Origin of the sequence: Legionella donaldsonii, assembly GCF_900452385.1 — a bacterium.
In the GTDB taxonomy this organism is placed as follows: Bacteria; Pseudomonadota; Gammaproteobacteria; order Legionellales; family Legionellaceae; genus Tatlockia; species Tatlockia donaldsonii.
Map to the genome: position 1 here is coordinate 2,895,701 of NZ_UGOA01000001.1, position 19,583 is coordinate 2,915,283.

Sequence of the window (19,583 nt, forward strand, 5' to 3'; positions counted from 1 at the left end):
CTATTTAAACTGTTTCCTATTTTACGGAGGAGCGCATTAAAATGCTGATTACCCAGGAAAAAGAAGATGACAAAATCCAGTTCCGCATTCGAATGCATGCTTCGGTATTAAAGGAAATTGAAGACTATTGCCAGTGGGCAGGCATTCAATATAAAGATTATTTTATCCAGCGTGCGTGTGAGTATATTTTTACTCATGACGAGGAATGGATTAATTATAAAAATAAAATCCAGTGAAATTGTCGGTTTAAACGTCGTTGAGCACGACAGGCTCTAAACGCCTGTAGCACTTATAGGGCCATAGAACGCTATGGGCAGTACCTGAATTTTGATTTTCTAATGATACTCATTCAACATTCACACCCTGCCCCATTGACTTAAAAAATTCAGCTAGAGGACAAGGCCCCCTTTTGGCGTCACCCTTGATGGGCGAGATCAAGCGAAACCAAGCGGACACGCTCAAGGATATTCTTTTACTTAAAATCAAATTTAGTATAATCTTCGAGCATCATGAATTCTTATGGATTTCCTTTATCATGCTTGATGCATTTCAGAAAAGTGAATTAGAAAAAATCAGACAAAATACTGGGTATCTTGCACAGCTTTCTGGGAATCTGATTGCTCATGAAGAGTTCATGCTTGAGGCGATAAAGATAAGTGCATTGGCAATGCACTATGCTGACCCTCAACTACAAGATAAGGAAGGCTTTGTTCTTGCGGCAATTGAAATTGATTGCGACGCTTATAGGTATATATCAGATAGATTAAAAGATAGCGAAAGAGTAACTTTTGCAGCGATAAGAAAAAAACCCAGCTTATATTTTTATTCTTCTGAACGATTACAGGCCGATGAGGACTATAAAAATAATACCTTGAAAATTAATAGTTGGTACCCATGGATAAAACTGCATAAAGTATTAAAGAATAATTTTTGGGAGGGGCTGCAAGACGCTTTCTCAATCATGTATGGGGATTATGGGATCCTGAAAAAAATAAATGGCAATGAACTGGATCCAAATCAATTGAAACATGGACTCGTGGATATCACCTTGATCCCTCAATTATCCAATGTCTTAATTAATTATGGTATGCCTGGGAAACCGCTTAGTACCAATCCTTTCAAATATGCCAGGGATGAAGAGCGATGGAATGACGCTGCCCTGCTTAGAAGCATATCCGCTTGCATCGGATTTGGTTTACAATTTTTAAGATTGGCAATGGCTGCAGCAGCAACGTTAATGGTTCTCCCTGTCGTTGCATTAGTCCATATACTAAAATATCCTCTTGCTTATTATTATCAACATCAATTACTTCAGCTTGAAGGGGTAATCTACAATGCGACTACACAGCAACCTATCTCTAATGGGCCCTCTACATTAGGAGAATTTGCTGCAATCACTGACTCCAGCTTAGGTGATTTATGCGGATACAAATCCTCGGATCTAACCTCTTATTCCTCTGGGAACTCGACGTTCTCTTATTATGGCGGATTACGTGGCACGCAGCCAAACCTCTTTTTTCGACCCTCAGCGAGCAATAACCCAGCTCAGATTAAAGCGCAACAACTTGTAACTGCACTGGAAATAAACGAAGAATATGACCCCAATGACTCAAGATCAGAAGCGATAGGGCGCTCTTTTTGGTAATCCTTCCGGATAGGCATCTATCGTAAGATGCCGTTACCTCCATTCTCATAGAGATTGGATCCCATCAAGTTTCTACACAATTAAGAAATTCAAACTTCAATGGCAAATTCGATCCATGGCGCAATCAATAGTTTGTGAATAGGTTTCTTGATAACAAAACCAACTGCCCAATATGTTGCTAGTAATTACAAATAAACATCATAATACTTGAAAATTAAACACATTTATTATTTAATAAGCGTCCCTGAAGTGATCCCCCAGGCATGAGATCCAAGTTACAGTAAGAGGTTACCCAATGATATATCGCTTTTTTTTAATCGCTCTTTATTGCTTTTGTGCAGTTAGCTTTGCTTCAAGTAACCCAATTCTACCCAATGATGCCGACAGCACATTAAGGACAATCTATAACAAATATAAAGCGGTTAAAAAGGGGCAGAATGCTTCCTATATTCCTGAACTGGCCAAAACAGACTCCCGATTATTTGCCATCTCAATTGCCACGGTGGACGGTCACGTCATTTCTATAGGGGATGATCGCATTCCATTCTCGCTGCAATCAATATCGAAGATTTTTGCTTATGCCCTTGCTATAGAGGACAATGACCCCCAAACTATTTTTAAAGAAATCGGATTGGATGCAACTGGTGAAAAATTTAATTCTATAGCAGCGGTTGAGAATAAAATAGGCCAGGCAAACCCCTACGTGAATGCGGGTGCCATACAAACAACGAGTTATATAAAGGGTCATAATTCTCATGAAAAATGGAATAGGATGTTGACTCTGTTTAGAGCCCTGAGTGATGGAAAACCATATCTAAGCGAGCCTATTTACCTATCTGAAACCCAAACAAACATGCGTAATCATGCAATCGCCCATCTTTTGAAGTCCCATAGCAAGCTTGTTGGTGAGCCGGAAGATGCCTTGGATCGCTATACGAAAGCTTGTTCAGTGATGGTCACAAGCAAGCAGCTGGCGCTCATGGGGGCTACCCTGGCAAATAATGGTGTTAATCCCATCACCAAACAAAAGGTTATTTCCCCTGCTGTCATTAAGAGTGTTTTAGCACAGATGGTGATTAATGGTCTTTATGAAAAAAGTGGAACCTGGTTTGTTAAGGCTGGAATTCCTACAAAAAGCGGTGTAAGTGGTGGCTTGCTGGCTATTATCCCTAATAAAATGGCAATTGCCGTCTATTCTCCCCCTCTTGATGGCAGTGGTAATAGCGTCAAGGGGCAAATGGTTTTGAGAGACCTCTCCGCACAATGGCAACTGCATTTACTGGAGAATAGAACGTCTCCGTTATAGCCTGGAAATGGATGGGGGCAGGGCTTGTCGACATCGTAGCGGCTTGGGAAAGCCCCCTAAAATTAGCAGCTTTTCCCAAAAAGAAGAGCAAGCATAGCGTAGCCTGGTTGCTTGCAACCAGGATTCAACCTAACTCCCTATACCTCATTCACCAAAATCACACGCCGAGAATTCTCTACCCACTTTTTTGGTAACGAACCTTCATTGACGTACCTATGGAAACTTGAGTAAGGCCAATCGATTACTTCTTTTACCAATCGATGTTTTACAGGGTTAATAAGTCCTGGTTGCAAGCAACCAGGCTACGCTAGCTAATTACCCAAGAACTAGCAGCTTTTCAGAAAAAAGAGAACCAGAAAGAGTTATCTTTTATTTTTGAAAGTACACCTGTCAGAATTTTCGATTTAAAATGAGTTTTGCTGCGAAGCTATTATTGATTTAATAGGAGATTTGATGGTCGGGACGGAAGGATTTGAACCTTCGACCACTAGCACCCCATGCTAGTACGCTACCAGGCTGCGCTACGCCCCGACTGGTAGCGAATAATAGCCTTTCTCCAGGGAAATGACAAGATTGTTTACTCAACTTTGGCTTGCCGCCTTGTTACTTTCCCTAAGGCGGTGAAAAAGAGGGTGTCGATTGCTCTTCATCTTCATCAGACTCACCGCCACTCGAACCAGACATCCCTCCCCCGAGTATATTGGATGAATCAACGTCTCCCAATACACTACCTACCGCTCCGCCTACTACGGGAATTTGATCAGCAATATTAGCAATATCACCCATAAACTGATCAACAGGGGACCCCACTGTATCCACAATTTCTTTTACCAGATTCATATCCTGTTGTATTTCGTCTTGTGACGAATCGTCTGTTTGTGAGGGCGAGGGCGATGATGATTGCGATGGCGGAGGCGATGCTGATTGTGTTGAATCGGATGAATCGGAGTCTATTAAATTACCAACAACGGGGATATCTTCAATAATAGCCGCCTGTGGCACAACAGATACTACAGTATCTACGATTTCTTTGACTAATTTAACCATCGCTGTCTCATAAATCGACAAATAACATACTTAAAGTATAGATGTTAATTCAAAGAGCGATCACGGGCATTTCTAAGATCGTTAAAGATTTGTAGAATGAATTGGTTAGGGCAAAAAATTGCAATAGCGGTGTCAATTACAGGAGGTTACAAATGCTGCGTAGCATTGTCGAGCACGTTCATCCATCGCTTATCTTTCTCAGTTGGGTTTGTATTTTTGCTGCGACAAGCAGCTTATTTTTTTATTTAAAAGCGCGATTTTACAAAGAGGAGGAAAATCAGGATATTGTCCGTCTCGTAGTCACTCTTATCACTAACTTCTATAGTATTTTTTTAGGGTTTATCGTTTTTATTTTGTGGACTGATTATACCAATGCCCGTGCAGTGGTAATCGATGAAACAACAAAACTCTATATCATCTGGAAAAGCAGTATGGACTTTCCACCGGCTACTACCCAGATAATCCAAAACAACTTGTCACACTATCTTTCCACCGTTATTAATCAGGAGTGGCCTGCCATGGCACAAGGTCATGACAGCCCGCAAGCGGAAAAAACAGTGAGCCAGCTCTATAGGAGTCTCCTGAACTATCGGCCACAAACAGCCATTTCGCAATCCTTTTATGACAAGACGGTCAGTGCCTTGAATGAAGCGATTGAATATCGCAATCATCGGCTCAGTATGCTCGATATTTCCATACCTACAGCCTGGTATGTCATGATCGTTATTGGCGCTTTCTTTATCATCATCATGTCTATCTTTTTATGCACAACCTGCAAAATACATTATTTCATGCACACCCTTCTCTGTCTCTTTTTAGGCTTCTATCTTACTGCAACCACTGTATTAAAGTACCCTTTTTCCGGTTTTCTTACGGTATCCAATCAACCCTTTGTTAAACTGCTTCACAGTATTCAAGGCTATTCAATTAAGACAGCTGCACTGGCTGTGAAACCCGGTTAGAACAACGTGAAGTGAGCACCGGGCTAAGCGTCTCACTTAGCCCGGCAATTCAATGAAATACCTTAACCAAAGGCATTAATCCCGGTAATGTGGCGCCCAAGCACGAGCGTGTGGACATTATCAGTCCCCTCATAAGTAAAGACTGACTCCAAATTCAGCATATGACGGATAACATGGTATTCGAGGCTGATGCCATTACCGCCTAAAAGATTACGGCATTTGCGAGCAATGTTTAACGCTTCACGGCATGCGTTTCCTTTCGCCAATGAAATCATGACTGGGGTCTCACGTTGCTGTTCTTTTAAACGTCCAATTTGCAAATTGAGGCATTGCGCTTTAATAATTTCACAGTACATATCAGCCAAATCTTTTTGAATTAACTGAAAAGAGGCCAGCGGCTTCTCAAATTGCTTACGCTCCAGCAAATAATCACGGGTAATATCAAAGCAGGCCATTGCCGCTCCCATGGCCCCCCAGGCAATACCATAGCGAGCCTGGCTTAGGCAACTGAGAGCCGCCCCCAAACCCTTGTCGCTTTTGGGCAGCAAATTAGCATCAGGAACAAAGACATCTTCAAACACTAACTCACCGGTTATTGACGCCCGCAAGGACATTTTCTGTTTAATTTCGGGACGAGAAAACCCTTTAAATTCTTTTTCGACGATAAACCCACGGATACCTTCATCCGTTTTGGCCCAGACAATAGCAATATCAGCGATAGGTGCATTGGTAATCCACATTTTTGCCCCATTTAAACGCCAGCCGCCTGCTACTTTTTGTGCCGATGTCCGCATGCTTCCCGGATCTGAACCTGAATCTGGCTCGGTTAGACCAAAGCAGCCAATAATTTCACCAGCGGCCATTGCTGGTAGAAAGCGCATTTTCTGCTCCTCATTCCCATAACGGAAAATAGGATACATGCATAAGGAACTTTGTACTGACACAAAACTTCGCAATCCACTATCGCCCCGCTCTAACTCCTGACAAACAAGGCCATAAGCCACATAAGACGCTTCGGCGCCTCCATATTGGGCAGGTAAGGTTAGTCCCAGTAATCCCAATTCGGCCGATTTCTTAATCAGTTGCTTGGGAAATTGGGCATGCTCAAATGATTCTGCCATGAGAGGGATTACATCATGATTAACAAAGCGGGCAACACTGTCGCGAATCATCCGTTCATCATCATGCAATTGTTCATCAAGAAATAACAAGTCGTCCACGTTCTTTCTCCCGTTTAACTGAGTTCAAGGCGATAACCGCTGCAACAATAGAGTCACGGCTAGGCAACAGATATTGCCAGGCTGTACCTAATGGAATGAAACAATCCTCGCCAGTAATTCGCTTAATTCTTATCCGGTTTGCCGCCTGCTCTACCAGCATCGTCATCAAACCTTCGCTGATAGAGGCACTTTGCCGTCCTTCATCGACAATCAACACACGTTTTGCTTTCGCTACCTCACGTAAGATCGCTTCAGTTGGCAAGGGGCTTAACCAGCGTAAATCCACTATTTTTACTTCAATACCATGTTGCTCCCGAAGGACTTTGGCGGCTTGTCGCGATAAATAATAACCATTGGCATAGGTCAAAATAACCGTCTCACCTTCACCATAAACACCCACCTCACCCGGTTCGATGGTTTGCTCTATCGAGGGATAATCAAATAACCAGCCATTATCACCCGTTTCATGCAAATCTTTCGTCATATACAACGCAATCGGTTCCAAAAAGACAACAACACGGCCGTCTTGATGGGCCAGTTTCATACAAGTACGCAGCATTTTGGCAGCATCCGGGCCATTAGACGGACAAGCCACTATGACACCAGGCAAGTCACGTAGAACGGCAATCGAATTATCATTATGAAAATGCCCGCCAAAACCCTTCTGATAAGCCAGAGAAGCAATGCGAATAACCATTGGATTCTGATATTGGCCATTTGAAAAGAACGATAAAGTAGAGGCTTCTCCGCGTAGCTGGTCTTCTGCATTGTGCAGATAAGCTAAAAACTGAATTTCTGGTACGGGCAAAAAACCATTATGAGCCAAGCCAATCGCGGTACCCAGGATCGTTGTTTCATCCAGCAACGAATCAAACACACGCCGCTGACCAAAACGCGCCTGCAGATCAGCAGTGACCCGGTAAACACCTCCTTTCTTGCCAACATCTTCACCAAAGATCACCATGTTAGGGTATTGCATCATGAGATCGGTTAAGGCGAAATTGATGTGTTGGCAAAGGTTACGCTTTATGGCTAATTGATTAAACGTGCTGCCATAAATTTGCGTTCTTCTTGCTTCATCAGGCAGTGGATAACCCTTCTTGTTCGTTTTTTTCGGGACGATAGAGGACATGACCTCTTGAGCACTATTCATCTTGGGCAAACGAATCGCTTCCATCGCTTTGGCTTCAATCAGCGAACGATTATCTTCATATAAATCAAGCATTGCCTGACAACTCATCCACCCTTCGCGATGAAGCAGGCCTGCGGTATGTAACAAGGGATCATCCGCTTCACGACGTTCGATCTCGCTTTGAGGCGTATATTGCGATTCAATATCAGAACCAGCATGTCCCAAGAGACGAACACATTTCATATGCAGAAAAACAGGTTGCCTTTTTACTCTTGCCAACCGCTCGGCTTCGCTCGCCTGATGATAAATATCGGCGATATTCAGACCGTCACAAGCCAGATAATGCCAACCCGGCCGCTGCCTGACTGAATCCTCTATCCAATTGGTCGGTGTGGGAACAGAAATACCAATGCCATTGTCTTCGCAGATAAAGACGAGTGGCAAAGGATAGTTCTGACTCGCTATCCAGGAGCAGGCATTGAGTGTTGTTTGCGCCGAAGCGTGGTTAGTTGAGGCATCACCAAAAGAACAGAGAATGACTGAATCGTCTGGTAGTTGACTCGCAATTTCCAACTCTTTTGCCCGTGTTATCGATAACGCACAACCTAGCGCTTTAGGTAGATGAGAGGCAATGGTAGACGTTTGCGGCGGAATATTAAGTGGCACACTGCCAAATACTTTGTGCCGCCCCCCGGCAATCGGATCAGCCGCGGCGGCCACCAGGGATAAGAGTATATCCTTCACCCCGTCACAGTTTTTTACTTGCTTGGCCCGTTGAAGATAAAACGCACCGCTACGATAGTGCAAAAAAGCCATGTCACTCGCGCGAAACACACGACCAAGAACGGCATTCCCTTCATGCCCGCTACTGCCAATCGTATAATAGGACAAGCCTTTTTCTTTCAACTGACGGGCTATCAAATCCAACAAACGTGATTTAATTTGAGAATCAAACAATTCAATCGCCGTTTTTTTATCCATTCCCACGTCTAAGGGGCGGGTAACCGTTTTACTCTGCGGAAAATCCGCCTGAGTCAGACGGTTAATAAATTGCGCATCGACCACACTTGCTCTGTCTAACATCGTCACACCCTGTCTTGTTAGAGCTTGTCTTCAATGACAAGTACTCACTCTCCCATATCCCTTTCTGTCAGCAGTCTGTCAAGAAATTGCGATAACTGCCGATAACAGTGGGCATCAGTATAGTGAAATGGCTTGATAAATGACAAGCAAATTAAATTAAAGGACTACCGACATGCCTGTGGATATAGGTTATACCCCGAGTATCCGGCTAAATCCTATTCAGGAATTAAAAATAACAAAACCCGATATAGAACTTTATGCTGGTCAAATTTTAAAAACCGTCGTGGTTAAAGAATTAAATGAGAATCAGGTGCTCATTAATATTAATGGCCAGAATATCAATGCCAACACGGCGCATCATTTTGATGCCGGCGAGTTACTGCAGGTGAAAGTCGTTCTTGCCAACGGTGAAACGATCTTGCAAGTATTGCATGAGGCCCCCCCTTTAACGCCTATACAAACGGCCTTGTTACAAGCCTTGCCTAAACAAGCGTCAGCGACCCATTTGCTTGCCTCGCTGACTGCGCTTGAAAATATGCCCAATCTTCCTGCAGCAGTACAACAGCAATTGCATCAATTAATTGACAGTATTACGCCACTTTCGCGCTTACCCCAGCAGTTTGCTCAGGCAATTCGGCAAAGCGGTCTTTTTTGGGAGGCTACGCTCTTGGCATCACAGCAGCAAAATGTTACCCAAAGTTTAATGAATGATTTTAAAGGACAGTGTTTGCGCCTACTCGCTGTCTTGCTGAATGAAGGGATTACACCTGCCAATCCTGCACCCGACTCAATGGTACAACAATACTCACAAGACGATGCCCTTCCCTTACCAGGCGCCATTCCACATCCTCCTCCACGATTGCCTCCCCCTAATTTTAATGATCATACAATCAACTCGATTCTGGGAGTCTTGCTTGAGCAAACCGAGCAAGTGCTGGCAAGAATCAAGACTAGCCAACTCACGCATTTGCTTCATTCCCCCGATCAACCTTATAGCTTGATGCTCGAACTCCCTCTACGTGTCGATGCTGATCTCGAACTCTTGTCACTCCTCATTAAAGAACATCGTCAATCGGCAACAACCGGGGAATCAAGCTGGTCGGTAACGTTTGCAATCACTCTTGCCAATCTGGGCTCTCTCCAGGCGCGATTAAGACTGCAGGACCGATTACTTGATATCCAAATCAATGCAGAAAAGCCCGACACCGTTGATTTGTTAGCGACACATCAACAAACCGTGGCTGAGTTACTTGCCGCCTTGGATCTGGATTTAGGGCTATGGTGCTTGCATTTGGGCCTGGAAAAAGATGATATTGATACAAGCAATTTGCGTTTGCTGGATTTACGCGTATGAAAAAAAACAAACAACAAGCCGTTGCCTTACATTATGATGGTAAATCAGCCCCCAAAGTAACCGCCAAAGGGGAGGGGTTACTTGCCGAGCAAATTGTTAAAATTGCACGAGAGCGTGGCATTCCCCTGCAGCAAGATGAGGAATTAACAACCCTGCTTGCTGAAGTACACTTAAATGAAGAAATACCCCCTAAACTTTATTTAGCAGTCGCTCAGTTGTTAACCTTTCTCTACTATGTGAATGGGAAAACACCGGCGGACTACCAATAACAAACTGGCAAACACTGTGCAAATAATCTACAATTCTTAATAGGTTAGCGGACTTGAGGTCAATCATGAAATGGATAGCACTAGCACCTGCCGTACTGTTACTAACAGCTTGTGGCTGTTGCACAAACTCCGTAGCATACCAGGAAGTCAATGTAGCCCCAGTTGTCGCTACACCCGTTTATTATCCAACACCTGCTTACTATTCAAGGCCGGTCTATTACGATTCTGCCGTTATTATCGATAACGAACCTGTCGACGTCACCACAACAACGATTGAATATTATTAATGAACGCCCGGGAATACTTCGCTCTTAAAGAGGTTTAATACGTAGCCTGGCTGCTTGCAGCCAGGATTTCCCTATCAGACAACGTGTCTGCCAATTGCCATTCCTCACAGGCAAGCGATTATTTTTCTTATAACTCTTCCTTCGTCCCTAACTGGCAAGTTATGATTAAAAAAACAGGTGAACATGGATCCCACCACAACATGCAACGTATTCTCTTCCTGATTTTGCTTTCTATTGTGGCTCATCTAGCCCATGCCTTACCGGCTGGTTTTGTCTATTTGCATGATGTCGCCCCCGATATTATTGAAGACTTGCGCTATGCAGGGTCTGATAATTTTGTTGGCCAACCTATCCCCGGTTATCAAACTGCCCGTTGTATCTTGACCCAGGCTGCTGCAGAGCAGCTGGCAAAGGCTGAGAAGGCAGCGGTTGCGAAAGGTTACCGTTTCAAAGTCTATGACTGTTATCGGCCGCAAACCGCCGTCAATGCGTTTTACAAATGGAGCCAAAATACACAGGATCTGCGAACAAAGATGGCGTTTTATCCGCGTGAGGAAAAGAAAACCTTGTTTGCTCGAGGTTACATTTCCTTGAAATCAGGCCATAGCCGTGGCAGCACTGTCGATCTGTCCTTGGTTAAAATTGGCGCTAAACAACCTCTGAAGCCTGCCAAACATTCTCGTTCTCGTTGTTACAGTCAAACAACAGCCCACATGGATGACGACTCGATTAATACTGGCACCCGCTTCGATTGCCTGGATGTCAGCGCCAACCTCTCCTATCAAAAATTAAGTAAGGAACAAAAAGCAAATCGGCGCTTACTGCAAGATTTAATGCTAAGCCATGGTTTTGTACCCTATGACAAAGAATGGTGGCATTTTACTCTGAAGAATGAACCCTACCCGCAAACTTATTTTGATTTTCCGGTACATTGATTCTGGCCACTTCAGAAGCCAATGTGTTCTTCTCCTTGATCCTCAAACTTGAATGCCCTATTTTTAACAAGGGGAGAGGAACATGAAAGAACCCATTTTATTGACGATTTACAAAAACGCTCTGTCGATTACCAGCTATGCCTTGCCACAGCTCGCTGGCACAATCTCGGCTAAACGTTTTATGACCCCAACAAGGCATAAAAGGCCTCACTGGGAAAAAAATATTATTAGCCATGGCAAAGAAAGGGTATTGGCCTGCGAGATAAAAGCATGGCACTGGGGTGAGGGACCTAAAATTTTATTAATGCATGGCTGGGACGGTAGAGGCAGCCAACTAGGCCACTTTGTTACCCCCCTGGTTAATGCCGGCTTTCAAGTCATTGCTATTGATGGGCCCGCACACGGTGACTCGCCCGGCCGACGCACTAATTTAGTTGATTTTGCCCATAAAATGCTGGCTAGTCAGAAGGAGTTAGGCAACTTTCATGCAGTCATTGCTCACTCCTTTGGGGGCGCAGCAACGCTATTAGCAACCAAGGAAGGTTTGCAGGCAGAAAAACTTGTTTTGATTGCATCACCCTATGATTTGCAAGCGATCTTTGATCGCTTTACCGCTTTTATGCGTCTTTCACCACGAGCAAAGCAACATTTTCAATCCTATATAGAAAGGGAAGCACAACTGACCGTAGAAGAAATACAGACGATTATTTCTCATATCAGTGTGCCTGTTCTGCTCATCCATGATAAAAAGGATCACGAAATACCTTATAGCGATGCGTTGAAATTGAAAGAAATTTTGCAAGAGGTTGATTTTCTAAGTACAGAAGGTTTGGGGCATCGATATATTTTAAAATCAGACCAAGTAATCAACAGGATCCTTGATTTTTTAATAACCACTCATTAAGTGGTCTGTTGGCGTTTCACTAGCTTGAGTCGAAAAGCGTGGATTTACGAGCATTGCAGCACCGTTTACAGGCGAGTAAATGAGCAGCGAAGGACAGGAACTTACGCTTTTCGGCCAGACAGTAGAAAATGCTCTGGTCATCAATAATTAAGCAGGAGTTTACTATGTGGGTTATCTACGCACTCTTTGCAGCCATTTTATGGGGTATCAATTATACCCTGGCTGAAAAGATACTTCGCAGCATTTCTACATTCACGTTATTGGCTCTGGAAATGTTATTAGGAGCAATCGTGTTTGCCGCCCTCTCTTATTCCACGTCAATGAAAAAAGACCTCTTGGTCTTACAAACCGAGCCCAAGGTGTTATGGTTAACATTAGCCGAAATTTCCGTTGTTCTCTTAGCCAGCTATTTTATTGCGACATCCATCCAGGTAAAAAATGCCACTGTCGCCGGAATTATTGAATTGATCTATCCCTTATTTACCATTCTGTTCACCTGGCTCTTTTTTGGTGAAAACCATGTCGATACCTCGGTTATTATTGGCGGTATTTTCATTTTCATAGGTGTACTAATGATTAGCATTCAATAAACTACATGCATTAGCTTTTAGGTGATGCTACCTTTAAAATCTGAAACGCAACCCTGTAAAAAATAACACCGTTGCATTATTTCAGAGAGACCATTACAAATCAAAACTTGATCATAAAGATCAATTATTATACAATACGATTTTTTTTAACTGGTTCTCCTATGAAGCGTAAAGTATCCTCTGCAATGGCTCCAGGTTCATCCTCTGAAAAAAGATTGAAGGTAGAAGAGAGTACCCTCTCCCCTTATTATATTTTTGGCCGTACAGATAAACGAGAACGTGTTACGCTGGAGGGTTTAGTTAATCGAGAGCGCTTTAAGGTACTCCCAGCTGAACACCTTAATATACCCACTAAACCGGGAAAAGAATTAGAACGCCTTTTTATAGACTCTGGCTATTTAAGTGCCTTTCCTATTAAAGAAAATGGTCATGTAATCGATACAATCCTGAGATATGTCGACTCAGGCAATGATTATCTTCATTTTATTTTTATCCCTAAACGCATCTGTGAAGAAATCAGGTTATCTGGAGGGACAGAAGAGCGTGGTGAAAACTGTCTATTTAAAAAAGAAGGAACTGTATGGCAGTTGCCTCATTACAATACTATCAATCCCCAAGTGTTTTATACCAGTGATCTTGTCATTGCATTAAGAGAAAAACAACGCACTGATGATGAAGTATTACTGGGAGGGAAAGGATTAATTTATGCGCGCTTTGTTTCTATACCGAAAAAAGAGTTCAATAAAGATGGGGATATGATTAGCGAACTCTCTGAGTTATTGGACAAAAGCAGCTATCATTATTATGCCCCCCAAACCCTTGATGCTGATTTAGCCGCAGCGACTCAGCAGCAAGAGGATTGGAAATGGTGGTCTAAATTAGATCTTGAAGATGAAGGACCGCAACAGTTATTAAAATTTGCTTTATCTGCCTTATCGGGTACGAATACCCCAATTAAAGCAGATAGTCCTTATTTGCGAGTCCTGCGCGAAATACATCAAAAGCTAGCCGACACGAATAAAAAGGGTGAACTTCTTGAGCAATATTTAGATATAACGCGAACAATCGATGAAACACTCATACGAGGAATAAAATACGGTTGTCCTCGCGAACAAGCCGACACACTCCGTAAACTTTTAAAGGAGGCTGTCCATCATGTATTAAATAATGAGGTATTGTTAACGGAGAGTCTTATAGCTGCACTAAGAGGCTATTCCACCTCGTTTTCTAGAGAGATGGGGCACTATCAGAAAGATAAAAGCACTGCGTTAATACTACTACAACATTTGGCTATTGATTTTAATAATCCTGATACTTTCCCCCAAGTTGCAGCAATACAACCTAACAGGAATACGTTTTTTCCTACTCCCTTAGCTACAAGGTCTACCGTGCCGGTGGTAAGTAATACAAGCCATTTTGTAGGTAAGTGTTGAGCAATGTTTGTTTAAACCGAATGATCCAAACATGCAGGACTTACCTATTTCTAGTGTTTGCTGCACCCACAATAGCTTAGAGCGCCACAGGGGACGTTTGTTAGACCAAACCAATAGGCGCCCCTAGCACGTTTTGATCGCTTTGACTTCCTGGGTAGACTCATTCTTAAAGGCTGGAAAAACACTAGTCATAACGCAAGCCCATACGCTCTAGCAGGCCAGCTAATGTGTCATTGTCGAAAAATTTAATTTGTAACCAGCCCCCTTGCCCATTTTCACTGACAATCTGGACAGGACTGCCAATTTGTTCTGCGAGGGTACTTTGCAGGCGCTCGATATCCCGATCTCGTTGAGGATCACGCGGGGGTAACTCTCCGGCTTTTAGCTCCCTTACTTTTTTTTCCAACTGCCGGACGGACCACCCTTTTTCTTCGATTTCAATGGCTAAATTCATTTGTTGTCTGGCTTGCAGGCCGACTAACATCCTTGCATGGCCAAGCGATAATTGCCCCGTTTTTATTTTCTCTTGTACCGGGTCACAAAGCGTCAACAGGCGCAGCAGATTAGCAATATGACTGCGCGATTTTCCGACAAGTACTGCAATTTCATCTTGCTGAAAGTGAAATTCCTGCTGTAACCGTTGATAGCCGCTAGCTTCTTCAATCAGATTTAAATCTTCGCGTTGAATGTTTTCTATTAGCGTGACGGCTGCCGCCTGTTGATCACTATAGTTACCGATTAAGCAAGGTAACTCGTTTACACCGACCAACATCGCTGCACGCCATCGTCGCTCACCGGCAATAATTTCGTATTGGTTGGCAGTGATTTCTCGAACCACTAAAGGTTCAATCAACCCTTGGGTAAGAATGGAGTCGGCCAGTTCTTGTAATGCCGCTTCCGAAAAATGCTTACGCGGCTGATAGCGCCCAGCCTGTAGTAAGTCGATAGGAATTGTTTTGAATACCCTTTTCATAGACAACTAACGAGAACCAGAGAGAAAGTCTATTGTTTCATAAGGGCTTGAAGAGATGCAATCTCTAACCGCCCATACAGACGAGTCAATCAATGACCAATTAGGGCTTTATACTGGTTTGAGACTGGGGTCGGCAATGAATCACTTCATCAGCATCCTTGGCAAAAAAGCTGACGGCTGTTCTACCCACATTCGTTTTACCCATTTGTCGATTCACTTCAGCTTTTAACAAGCGGTGAGAATCCATCAAAGCGGTTGCTTCATCTTTGATGTAACTATCCTCTGAGCGTAAAATCTGCACCAGGTATTTTGCTGCCTGCTGAATCGCAGAAACAGCCTTGGTTTCTAGCAATGCCGTACTCAAAGCTAACATGGCATTGGTAAACCCTTGGCAAGCTGCAGCCTGCATCCATTCAAAATAAGGGGCTGAGTGTTTAGGATACGCTTGTGCTAACCGATACTGCGCCATCGTATCACCACTAGTAGCCAGCGCTTTCATTTGCGCCATCAGACCTAAGGTCTCGGCCTTCTTATCGTAATTATCCGGTGTTTGAGCTACTGCTTTGGTCAGCTCTGCAAACTCACTGCTGAATTGCTTGAAACGGGACATTTAAACTATCGCTAATAAAGTTATCATTAGCTTAGAGATTAAGGCTATCAACTTAACTGAATATTAAGACGGGGTTTTTTTACACAATCTTTACGGTCTATCGTACAGATACCAGCCTAAATGGAAGATCATATGGGCAAAGACCGTGGCAATAAAGCCATATTGCCAAAAAAGCCAGCCAAAAAGGATTGCTTGCCAACCATGAAGCAACAGCATGGCATAAATGAAACGGCGACTTGCCTGACAACCAGCAGCAAGATAGGCAGGAATATGTCCTGCTGTTAGCAGCAGACCACTCAGGACAATTGTGCTCCACATGACAATAGGCGTTTTTTCTCCCGCAAAAAAGATGGCGAAAAAAGCGATGACATTCATTAATCCCCAACGACCAAGAATTTCCTCCACGACGCCGCCATATAAAATACAGCCATCCAGATGCAAGACTGCACGTATTCTTCTCATTATCTGTAGGCTCGCCTCATCCAAAATACTACCGACCACACCGTAGTAAAGGATAAAAAACACCACCAGGCCTCCAACAGTGTATAAAAAAACGGGGAAAATACCCGCGATATCACCCCTGATGCTTTTGCCTTGTAACAAGGAATCTAAAAGAGTGGCATTAAGGCCTGTACGTACCGACAAGACTGCGCCGGCAAAACACATTAGGAAAACCATTAACAAGGTCTGCGCAACAGCCAATTTACTGAGTCGTTTTTTTAATTGTTCGCTATTTTCTGGTAATAACAAATAAATCAAACGCGGCACAGCAATCACGACGCCGGGCAACGATAAACAAAATAATACAATGATTAACGGCCAATTAATTTGCATCATTTATCCCTTCCTAAGCACACTATAGAAAAACCCATCCCTATTGTTTTCCCCCGGGAAAATTTGCCACCCATAGCCTGTCACTCGACCCCAGCTTTTTTGTCCAGTCACTACCTGGCAGTCCGGGTGCTTCGCCACAAATTGGGCAATTTGCAGTTCATTTTCCTCTTTGAGTATTGAACAAGTGGCATAAACCAGCAAACCCTGTGGCGCAAGTAAAGGCCACAAGCTTTCTAACAGCGCACGCTGTAGGTGGGTAATTTCAGTCACCTCGGCCTCTGTTCGCAATAATTTAATATCCGAATGACGTCGGATAACGCCCGTTGCGGAACAAGGCGCATCAAGGAGAATCCGTTCAAAAAGCTGTCCATCCCACCACGACTCTGGTTTGAGTCCGTCACCCTGCAGTAGCGTTGCCTTCAGGTTTAAACGAGTCAGATTCTCTCTCACCCGTTGCAAACGCTTTTCCTCAATATCAAGGGCAATACAAGCTTTCAATGCCGGCTCGGTTTCAAGAATGTGGCAGGTTTTACCACCAGGGGCACAACAAGCATCCAGTAAGCGCAACTCAGGTTGCAAGGCTAGCAGTGAAACAGCGAATTGTGCTGCTTCATCCTGCACAGAAACATCACCACAACTAAAACCGGGTAAATCATCCACATTACACGCATTTTCCAGGGTAATGCCCTGGATTGCATCCATTGTCGGGGAGGCTTTCATGCCGTTTTGATGTAACCGCTCCAGGTAAGCTGCTCGGTCACCTCGTTGTTGATTCACCCGCAAACTCATTGGAGGATGAGCGTCATTGGCCTGAAGAATGTTTTGCCAATCGTCAGGCCAATCCTTTTTCAAACGCTGTACAAACCAGGCCGGATGCCCATAAAGAAAATCAGGGTTAGTTTGCAGACGAGCCACCAGGGCAGCTTGCTCACGGCAATAGGTTCTTAAAACCGCATTCACTAATCCCTTTGCCCAGGATTTTTTAAGTGGATCAAGCAAGGCAACGGTTTCTTTGACGACGGCATAATCAGGCTTTTGCATAAAATGGAGCTGATAAAGACCAATCAGCAAAACCAACCAAACATCGACTGCTTTGGGGTGTTTATCAACCAGGCAATCCGCTATCGCCTGCAGGCGAAAATAATGACGGCAAACACCAAAACAAATTTCTTTTGTTAATGGAGTCAACTCACTCTGTGCTTGAAACAGATGAGAAAGCGGCGTTCTCTCTTGGAGTAATTTCACTAAAATACGCAGCGCTTGTAAGCGCTCATTTTTTTTCATCGCAGGACCAAATGAATATAGTGTTGCGCTCGACCCGAATTCAACCAGGCAGAGACAGGCATTACCTTGGCGCCTGGAAATTGCAAATAATCAATCATGACCGCTTGATGACCTGCAGCAACTAAAATGCCTTTTTTATCGATAGACAGGATTGTGCCGGGTTCCGCTGAGCTTGTATTGGCGACGACATGAGCCTGATGGATCCGTAGGAGCTCTTCACCGGCTTGTGTATAAGCAATGGGCCAGGGATTAAATGCACGCACCTGATTAACGATCTCAGTTGCTGGGCGCTGCCAATTAATTGCGGCATCTTCTTTTTTTATTTTTCCCGCATAAGTAGCCTGGCTATTGTCCTGAGGAATTGGTTTTGCCTGCCCGCAGGCAAGGGCGTCAAGCGTGGATAACAAGGGCCTTACCGCCAATTGGGCGAGTCTGTCGTGCAAACTGCCTGCCGTATCTTCAGAAAAAATAGGACAGCTGATTTCGGCCAATTTAGCGCCGGTATCCATGCCAGCATCCATTTGCATGATGGTGACTCCAGACTCGTCATCACCATGTAACACAGCCTGCTGGATAGGCGATGCGCCACGCCAGCGGGGTAATAAAGACGCGTGAGAATTAATACAGCCCAAACGAGGTAAAGCCAACACAACTTTGGGCAAAATTAAACCATAAGCAATCACTACAAGAATATCTGGCTTTAATTGCGCCAGCTCCGTAATCGCTTGTTCACTTTTAAAATTAAGGGGTTGGTAAACGGGTATTTCATGAGACAACGCCCAACTTTTAACTGCTGATGGCTGTAATTTACGTCCACGTCCAGCAGGCCTGTCGGGCTGCGTGTAGACTGCCAACAAACGATGGGAAGACTCGGCAAGCGCATCAAGTGACGGGATTGCAAATTCAGGCGTACCCGCAAAAACGATATTTAAACTACTCATAACTTGCGTACATTCAACCGTTTAAATTTATCCAGCTTTCTTCTTGCCATCGCACGCTTAAGAGGGGAAAGCAGATCAACAAAAAGCTTGCCGTTTAAGTGATCAATTTCATGTTGAAAACATTCGCCCAAAAGCCCCTCAGCAGTCATTTCAAAGGGTTTGCCAAAACGATCTTGTGCCCGAATGGTCACTTTCTTGGCTCGGATCACCGTATCGTAAGCGCCGGGCACAGAAAGGCATCCTTCCTGATATTCAGCCTCGCCTTCTTTGGCAATAATTTCAGGATTAACCAATACCAATTGCTGTTTTTTATCACCAATGACATCCACCACTGATAAACGGAGGCTGATGCCTATCTGTGGTGCAGCCAGTCCAACCCCATTGGCGTGGTACATCGTGTCGAACATATCATCAATGAGCGTTTGTAAGTCATCATCAAATTGTTCAACAGGTTTTGCTTTGAGTCTTAACCGTTCGTCAGGTAAATAAATAATCTTGCGGATAGCCATAAAATATCTGTTTCCTACCTAATAATGCGTGCTATTATCCCCAATACCTCGTATGGCTGCAAGATGCATGCCCAGGCTCACGGACGATAACATCAGTGTGACACTACGCTTCGTTCCTGTGTCATCATCCTTTGGCAATGAACGCCTTTTTATTCGCTGTTTCGCTGCCACGGGAAATTTATCAGGATTCCTGACCGTAGAACAACCCGTTGCAGCCTGTTTGCTCATGCCTGCCATGACCTTTGAAAAGGACTGCACCATTCAG

21 protein-coding genes and 1 tRNA gene are annotated in these 19,583 nt (G+C 43.9%); 11 read left to right on the plus strand and 11 right to left on the minus strand.

Annotated elements, in window-relative coordinates; translation table 11 throughout:
• Positions 1 to 41 precede the first annotated feature (41 nt).
• The 3 genes from DYC89_RS13145 (at position 42) to glsA (ending at position 2,951) form a co-directional block, all read left to right on the plus strand.
• Positions 42 to 236, plus strand: a complete 195-nt coding sequence (locus DYC89_RS13145; protein ID WP_058447673.1) for a hypothetical protein — start codon at positions 42 to 44, stop codon at positions 234 to 236.
• Between the two features lie 299 nt (positions 237 to 535).
• Positions 536 to 1,645: a DUF4116 domain-containing protein gene (locus DYC89_RS13150; RefSeq protein ID WP_115222766.1), complete on the plus strand. Its 1,110-nt coding sequence runs from the start codon at positions 536 to 538 to the stop codon at positions 1,643 to 1,645.
• A 295-nt stretch (positions 1,646 to 1,940) separates the two neighbouring features.
• Positions 1,941 to 2,951, plus strand: a complete 1,011-nt coding sequence (gene glsA, locus DYC89_RS13155) for a glutaminase A (RefSeq protein WP_115222197.1) — start codon at positions 1,941 to 1,943, stop codon at positions 2,949 to 2,951.
• Between the two features lie 454 nt (positions 2,952 to 3,405).
• Here glsA and DYC89_RS13160 read toward each other — a convergent pair.
• Positions 3,406 to 3,482, minus strand: a tRNA-Pro gene (locus DYC89_RS13160).
• An 81-nt stretch (positions 3,483 to 3,563) separates the two neighbouring features.
• The gene (locus DYC89_RS13165; RefSeq protein ID WP_115222198.1) at positions 3,564 to 3,998 is read right to left on the minus strand and encodes a hypothetical protein; all 435 of its coding nucleotides are present in this window, start codon (positions 3,996 to 3,998) and stop codon (positions 3,564 to 3,566) included.
• 152 nt (positions 3,999 to 4,150) lie between these two features.
• Here DYC89_RS13165 and DYC89_RS13170 point away from each other — a divergent pair, with 152 nt between their 5' ends.
• Positions 4,151 to 4,960, plus strand: coding sequence for a DUF4239 domain-containing protein (locus tag DYC89_RS13170; protein ID WP_115222199.1), 810 nt, complete (start codon positions 4,151 to 4,153; stop codon positions 4,958 to 4,960).
• A gap of 62 nt (positions 4,961 to 5,022) precedes the next feature.
• Here the strand turns inward: DYC89_RS13170 and DYC89_RS13175 are convergent, their stop codons facing one another.
• Positions 5,023 to 6,180: an acyl-CoA dehydrogenase family protein gene (locus DYC89_RS13175; RefSeq protein WP_115222200.1), complete on the minus strand. Its 1,158-nt coding sequence runs from the start codon at positions 6,178 to 6,180 to the stop codon at positions 5,023 to 5,025.
• Positions 6,158 to 8,395 (minus strand): thiamine pyrophosphate-dependent enzyme, encoded by a 2,238-nt coding sequence (locus tag DYC89_RS13180; RefSeq protein ID WP_115222201.1) that lies wholly within the window; start codon positions 8,393 to 8,395, stop codon positions 6,158 to 6,160. Before DYC89_RS13180 ends, DYC89_RS13175 begins: the two co-directional genes overlap by 23 nt.
• Positions 8,396 to 8,567: 172 nt before the next feature.
• Between DYC89_RS13180 and DYC89_RS13185 the strand changes: the two genes are divergently transcribed.
• The 7 genes from DYC89_RS13185 to DYC89_RS13215 all read left to right on the plus strand — a co-directional run bounded on the left by DYC89_RS13185 (position 8,568) and on the right by DYC89_RS13215 (position 14,167).
• Positions 8,568 to 9,749: a flagellar hook-length control protein FliK gene (locus DYC89_RS13185; RefSeq protein ID WP_115222202.1), complete on the plus strand. Its 1,182-nt coding sequence runs from the start codon at positions 8,568 to 8,570 to the stop codon at positions 9,747 to 9,749.
• Positions 9,746 to 10,018 (plus strand): EscU/YscU/HrcU family type III secretion system export apparatus switch protein, encoded by a 273-nt coding sequence (locus tag DYC89_RS13190; RefSeq protein WP_115222203.1) that lies wholly within the window; start codon positions 9,746 to 9,748, stop codon positions 10,016 to 10,018. Before DYC89_RS13185 ends, DYC89_RS13190 begins: the two co-directional genes overlap by 4 nt.
• A 65-nt stretch (positions 10,019 to 10,083) precedes the next feature.
• On the plus strand, positions 10,084 to 10,305 hold the full coding sequence (locus DYC89_RS13195) for a hypothetical protein (RefSeq protein WP_115222204.1): 222 nt from the start codon (positions 10,084 to 10,086) through the stop codon (positions 10,303 to 10,305).
• A 161-nt stretch (positions 10,306 to 10,466) separates the two neighbouring features.
• Positions 10,467 to 11,240, plus strand: a complete 774-nt coding sequence (locus tag DYC89_RS13200) for a M15 family metallopeptidase (RefSeq protein ID WP_245954001.1) — start codon at positions 10,467 to 10,469, stop codon at positions 11,238 to 11,240.
• Between the two features lie 82 nt (positions 11,241 to 11,322).
• Positions 11,323 to 12,144 carry an alpha/beta hydrolase gene (locus tag DYC89_RS13205; protein ID WP_115222205.1) on the plus strand — a complete coding sequence of 274 codons (822 nt, stop codon included), beginning with the start codon at positions 11,323 to 11,325 and terminating at the stop codon, positions 12,142 to 12,144.
• A gap of 164 nt (positions 12,145 to 12,308) precedes the next feature.
• A complete protein-coding gene (locus tag DYC89_RS13210) occupies positions 12,309 to 12,734 on the plus strand; it encodes a DMT family transporter (RefSeq protein WP_115222206.1) in 426 nt (141 codons plus the stop codon).
• Between the two features lie 161 nt (positions 12,735 to 12,895).
• Positions 12,896 to 14,167 carry a hypothetical protein gene (locus DYC89_RS13215; protein WP_115222207.1) on the plus strand — a complete coding sequence of 424 codons (1,272 nt, stop codon included), beginning with the start codon at positions 12,896 to 12,898 and terminating at the stop codon, positions 14,165 to 14,167.
• A gap of 184 nt (positions 14,168 to 14,351) precedes the next feature.
• On the opposite strand, the gene DYC89_RS13220 is transcribed toward DYC89_RS13215, so the two are convergent.
• The 7 genes from DYC89_RS13220 to DYC89_RS13250 form a co-directional block, all read right to left on the minus strand.
• Entirely contained in the window at positions 14,352 to 15,140 is a 789-nt protein-coding gene (locus DYC89_RS13220) for a ParB/RepB/Spo0J family partition protein (protein WP_115222208.1), read from the minus strand.
• 100 nt (positions 15,141 to 15,240) lie between these two features.
• Positions 15,241 to 15,750, minus strand: a complete 510-nt coding sequence (locus DYC89_RS13225; protein WP_115222209.1) for a hypothetical protein — start codon at positions 15,748 to 15,750, stop codon at positions 15,241 to 15,243.
• Positions 15,751 to 15,840: 90 nt separating this feature from the next.
• The gene (locus tag DYC89_RS13230) at positions 15,841 to 16,584 is read right to left on the minus strand and encodes a CPBP family intramembrane metalloprotease (protein ID WP_115222768.1); all 744 of its coding nucleotides are present in this window, start codon (positions 16,582 to 16,584) and stop codon (positions 15,841 to 15,843) included.
• Positions 16,585 to 16,587: 3 nt separating this feature from the next.
• Positions 16,588 to 17,868 carry a 16S rRNA (cytosine(967)-C(5))-methyltransferase RsmB gene (rsmB, locus tag DYC89_RS13235; RefSeq protein WP_115222210.1) on the minus strand — a complete coding sequence of 427 codons (1,281 nt, stop codon included), beginning with the start codon at positions 17,866 to 17,868 and terminating at the stop codon, positions 16,588 to 16,590.
• Positions 17,865 to 18,809, minus strand: a complete 945-nt coding sequence (fmt, locus tag DYC89_RS13240) for a methionyl-tRNA formyltransferase (RefSeq protein ID WP_115222211.1) — start codon at positions 18,807 to 18,809, stop codon at positions 17,865 to 17,867. Before fmt ends, rsmB begins: the two co-directional genes overlap by 4 nt.
• Entirely contained in the window at positions 18,806 to 19,318 is a 513-nt protein-coding gene (def, locus tag DYC89_RS13245; protein ID WP_115222212.1) for a peptide deformylase, read from the minus strand. Before def ends, fmt begins: the two co-directional genes overlap by 4 nt.
• An 18-nt stretch (positions 19,319 to 19,336) precedes the next feature.
• A complete protein-coding gene (locus DYC89_RS13250; protein WP_147285511.1) occupies positions 19,337 to 19,546 on the minus strand; it encodes a hypothetical protein in 210 nt (69 codons plus the stop codon).
• Positions 19,547 to 19,583 lie beyond the last annotated feature (37 nt).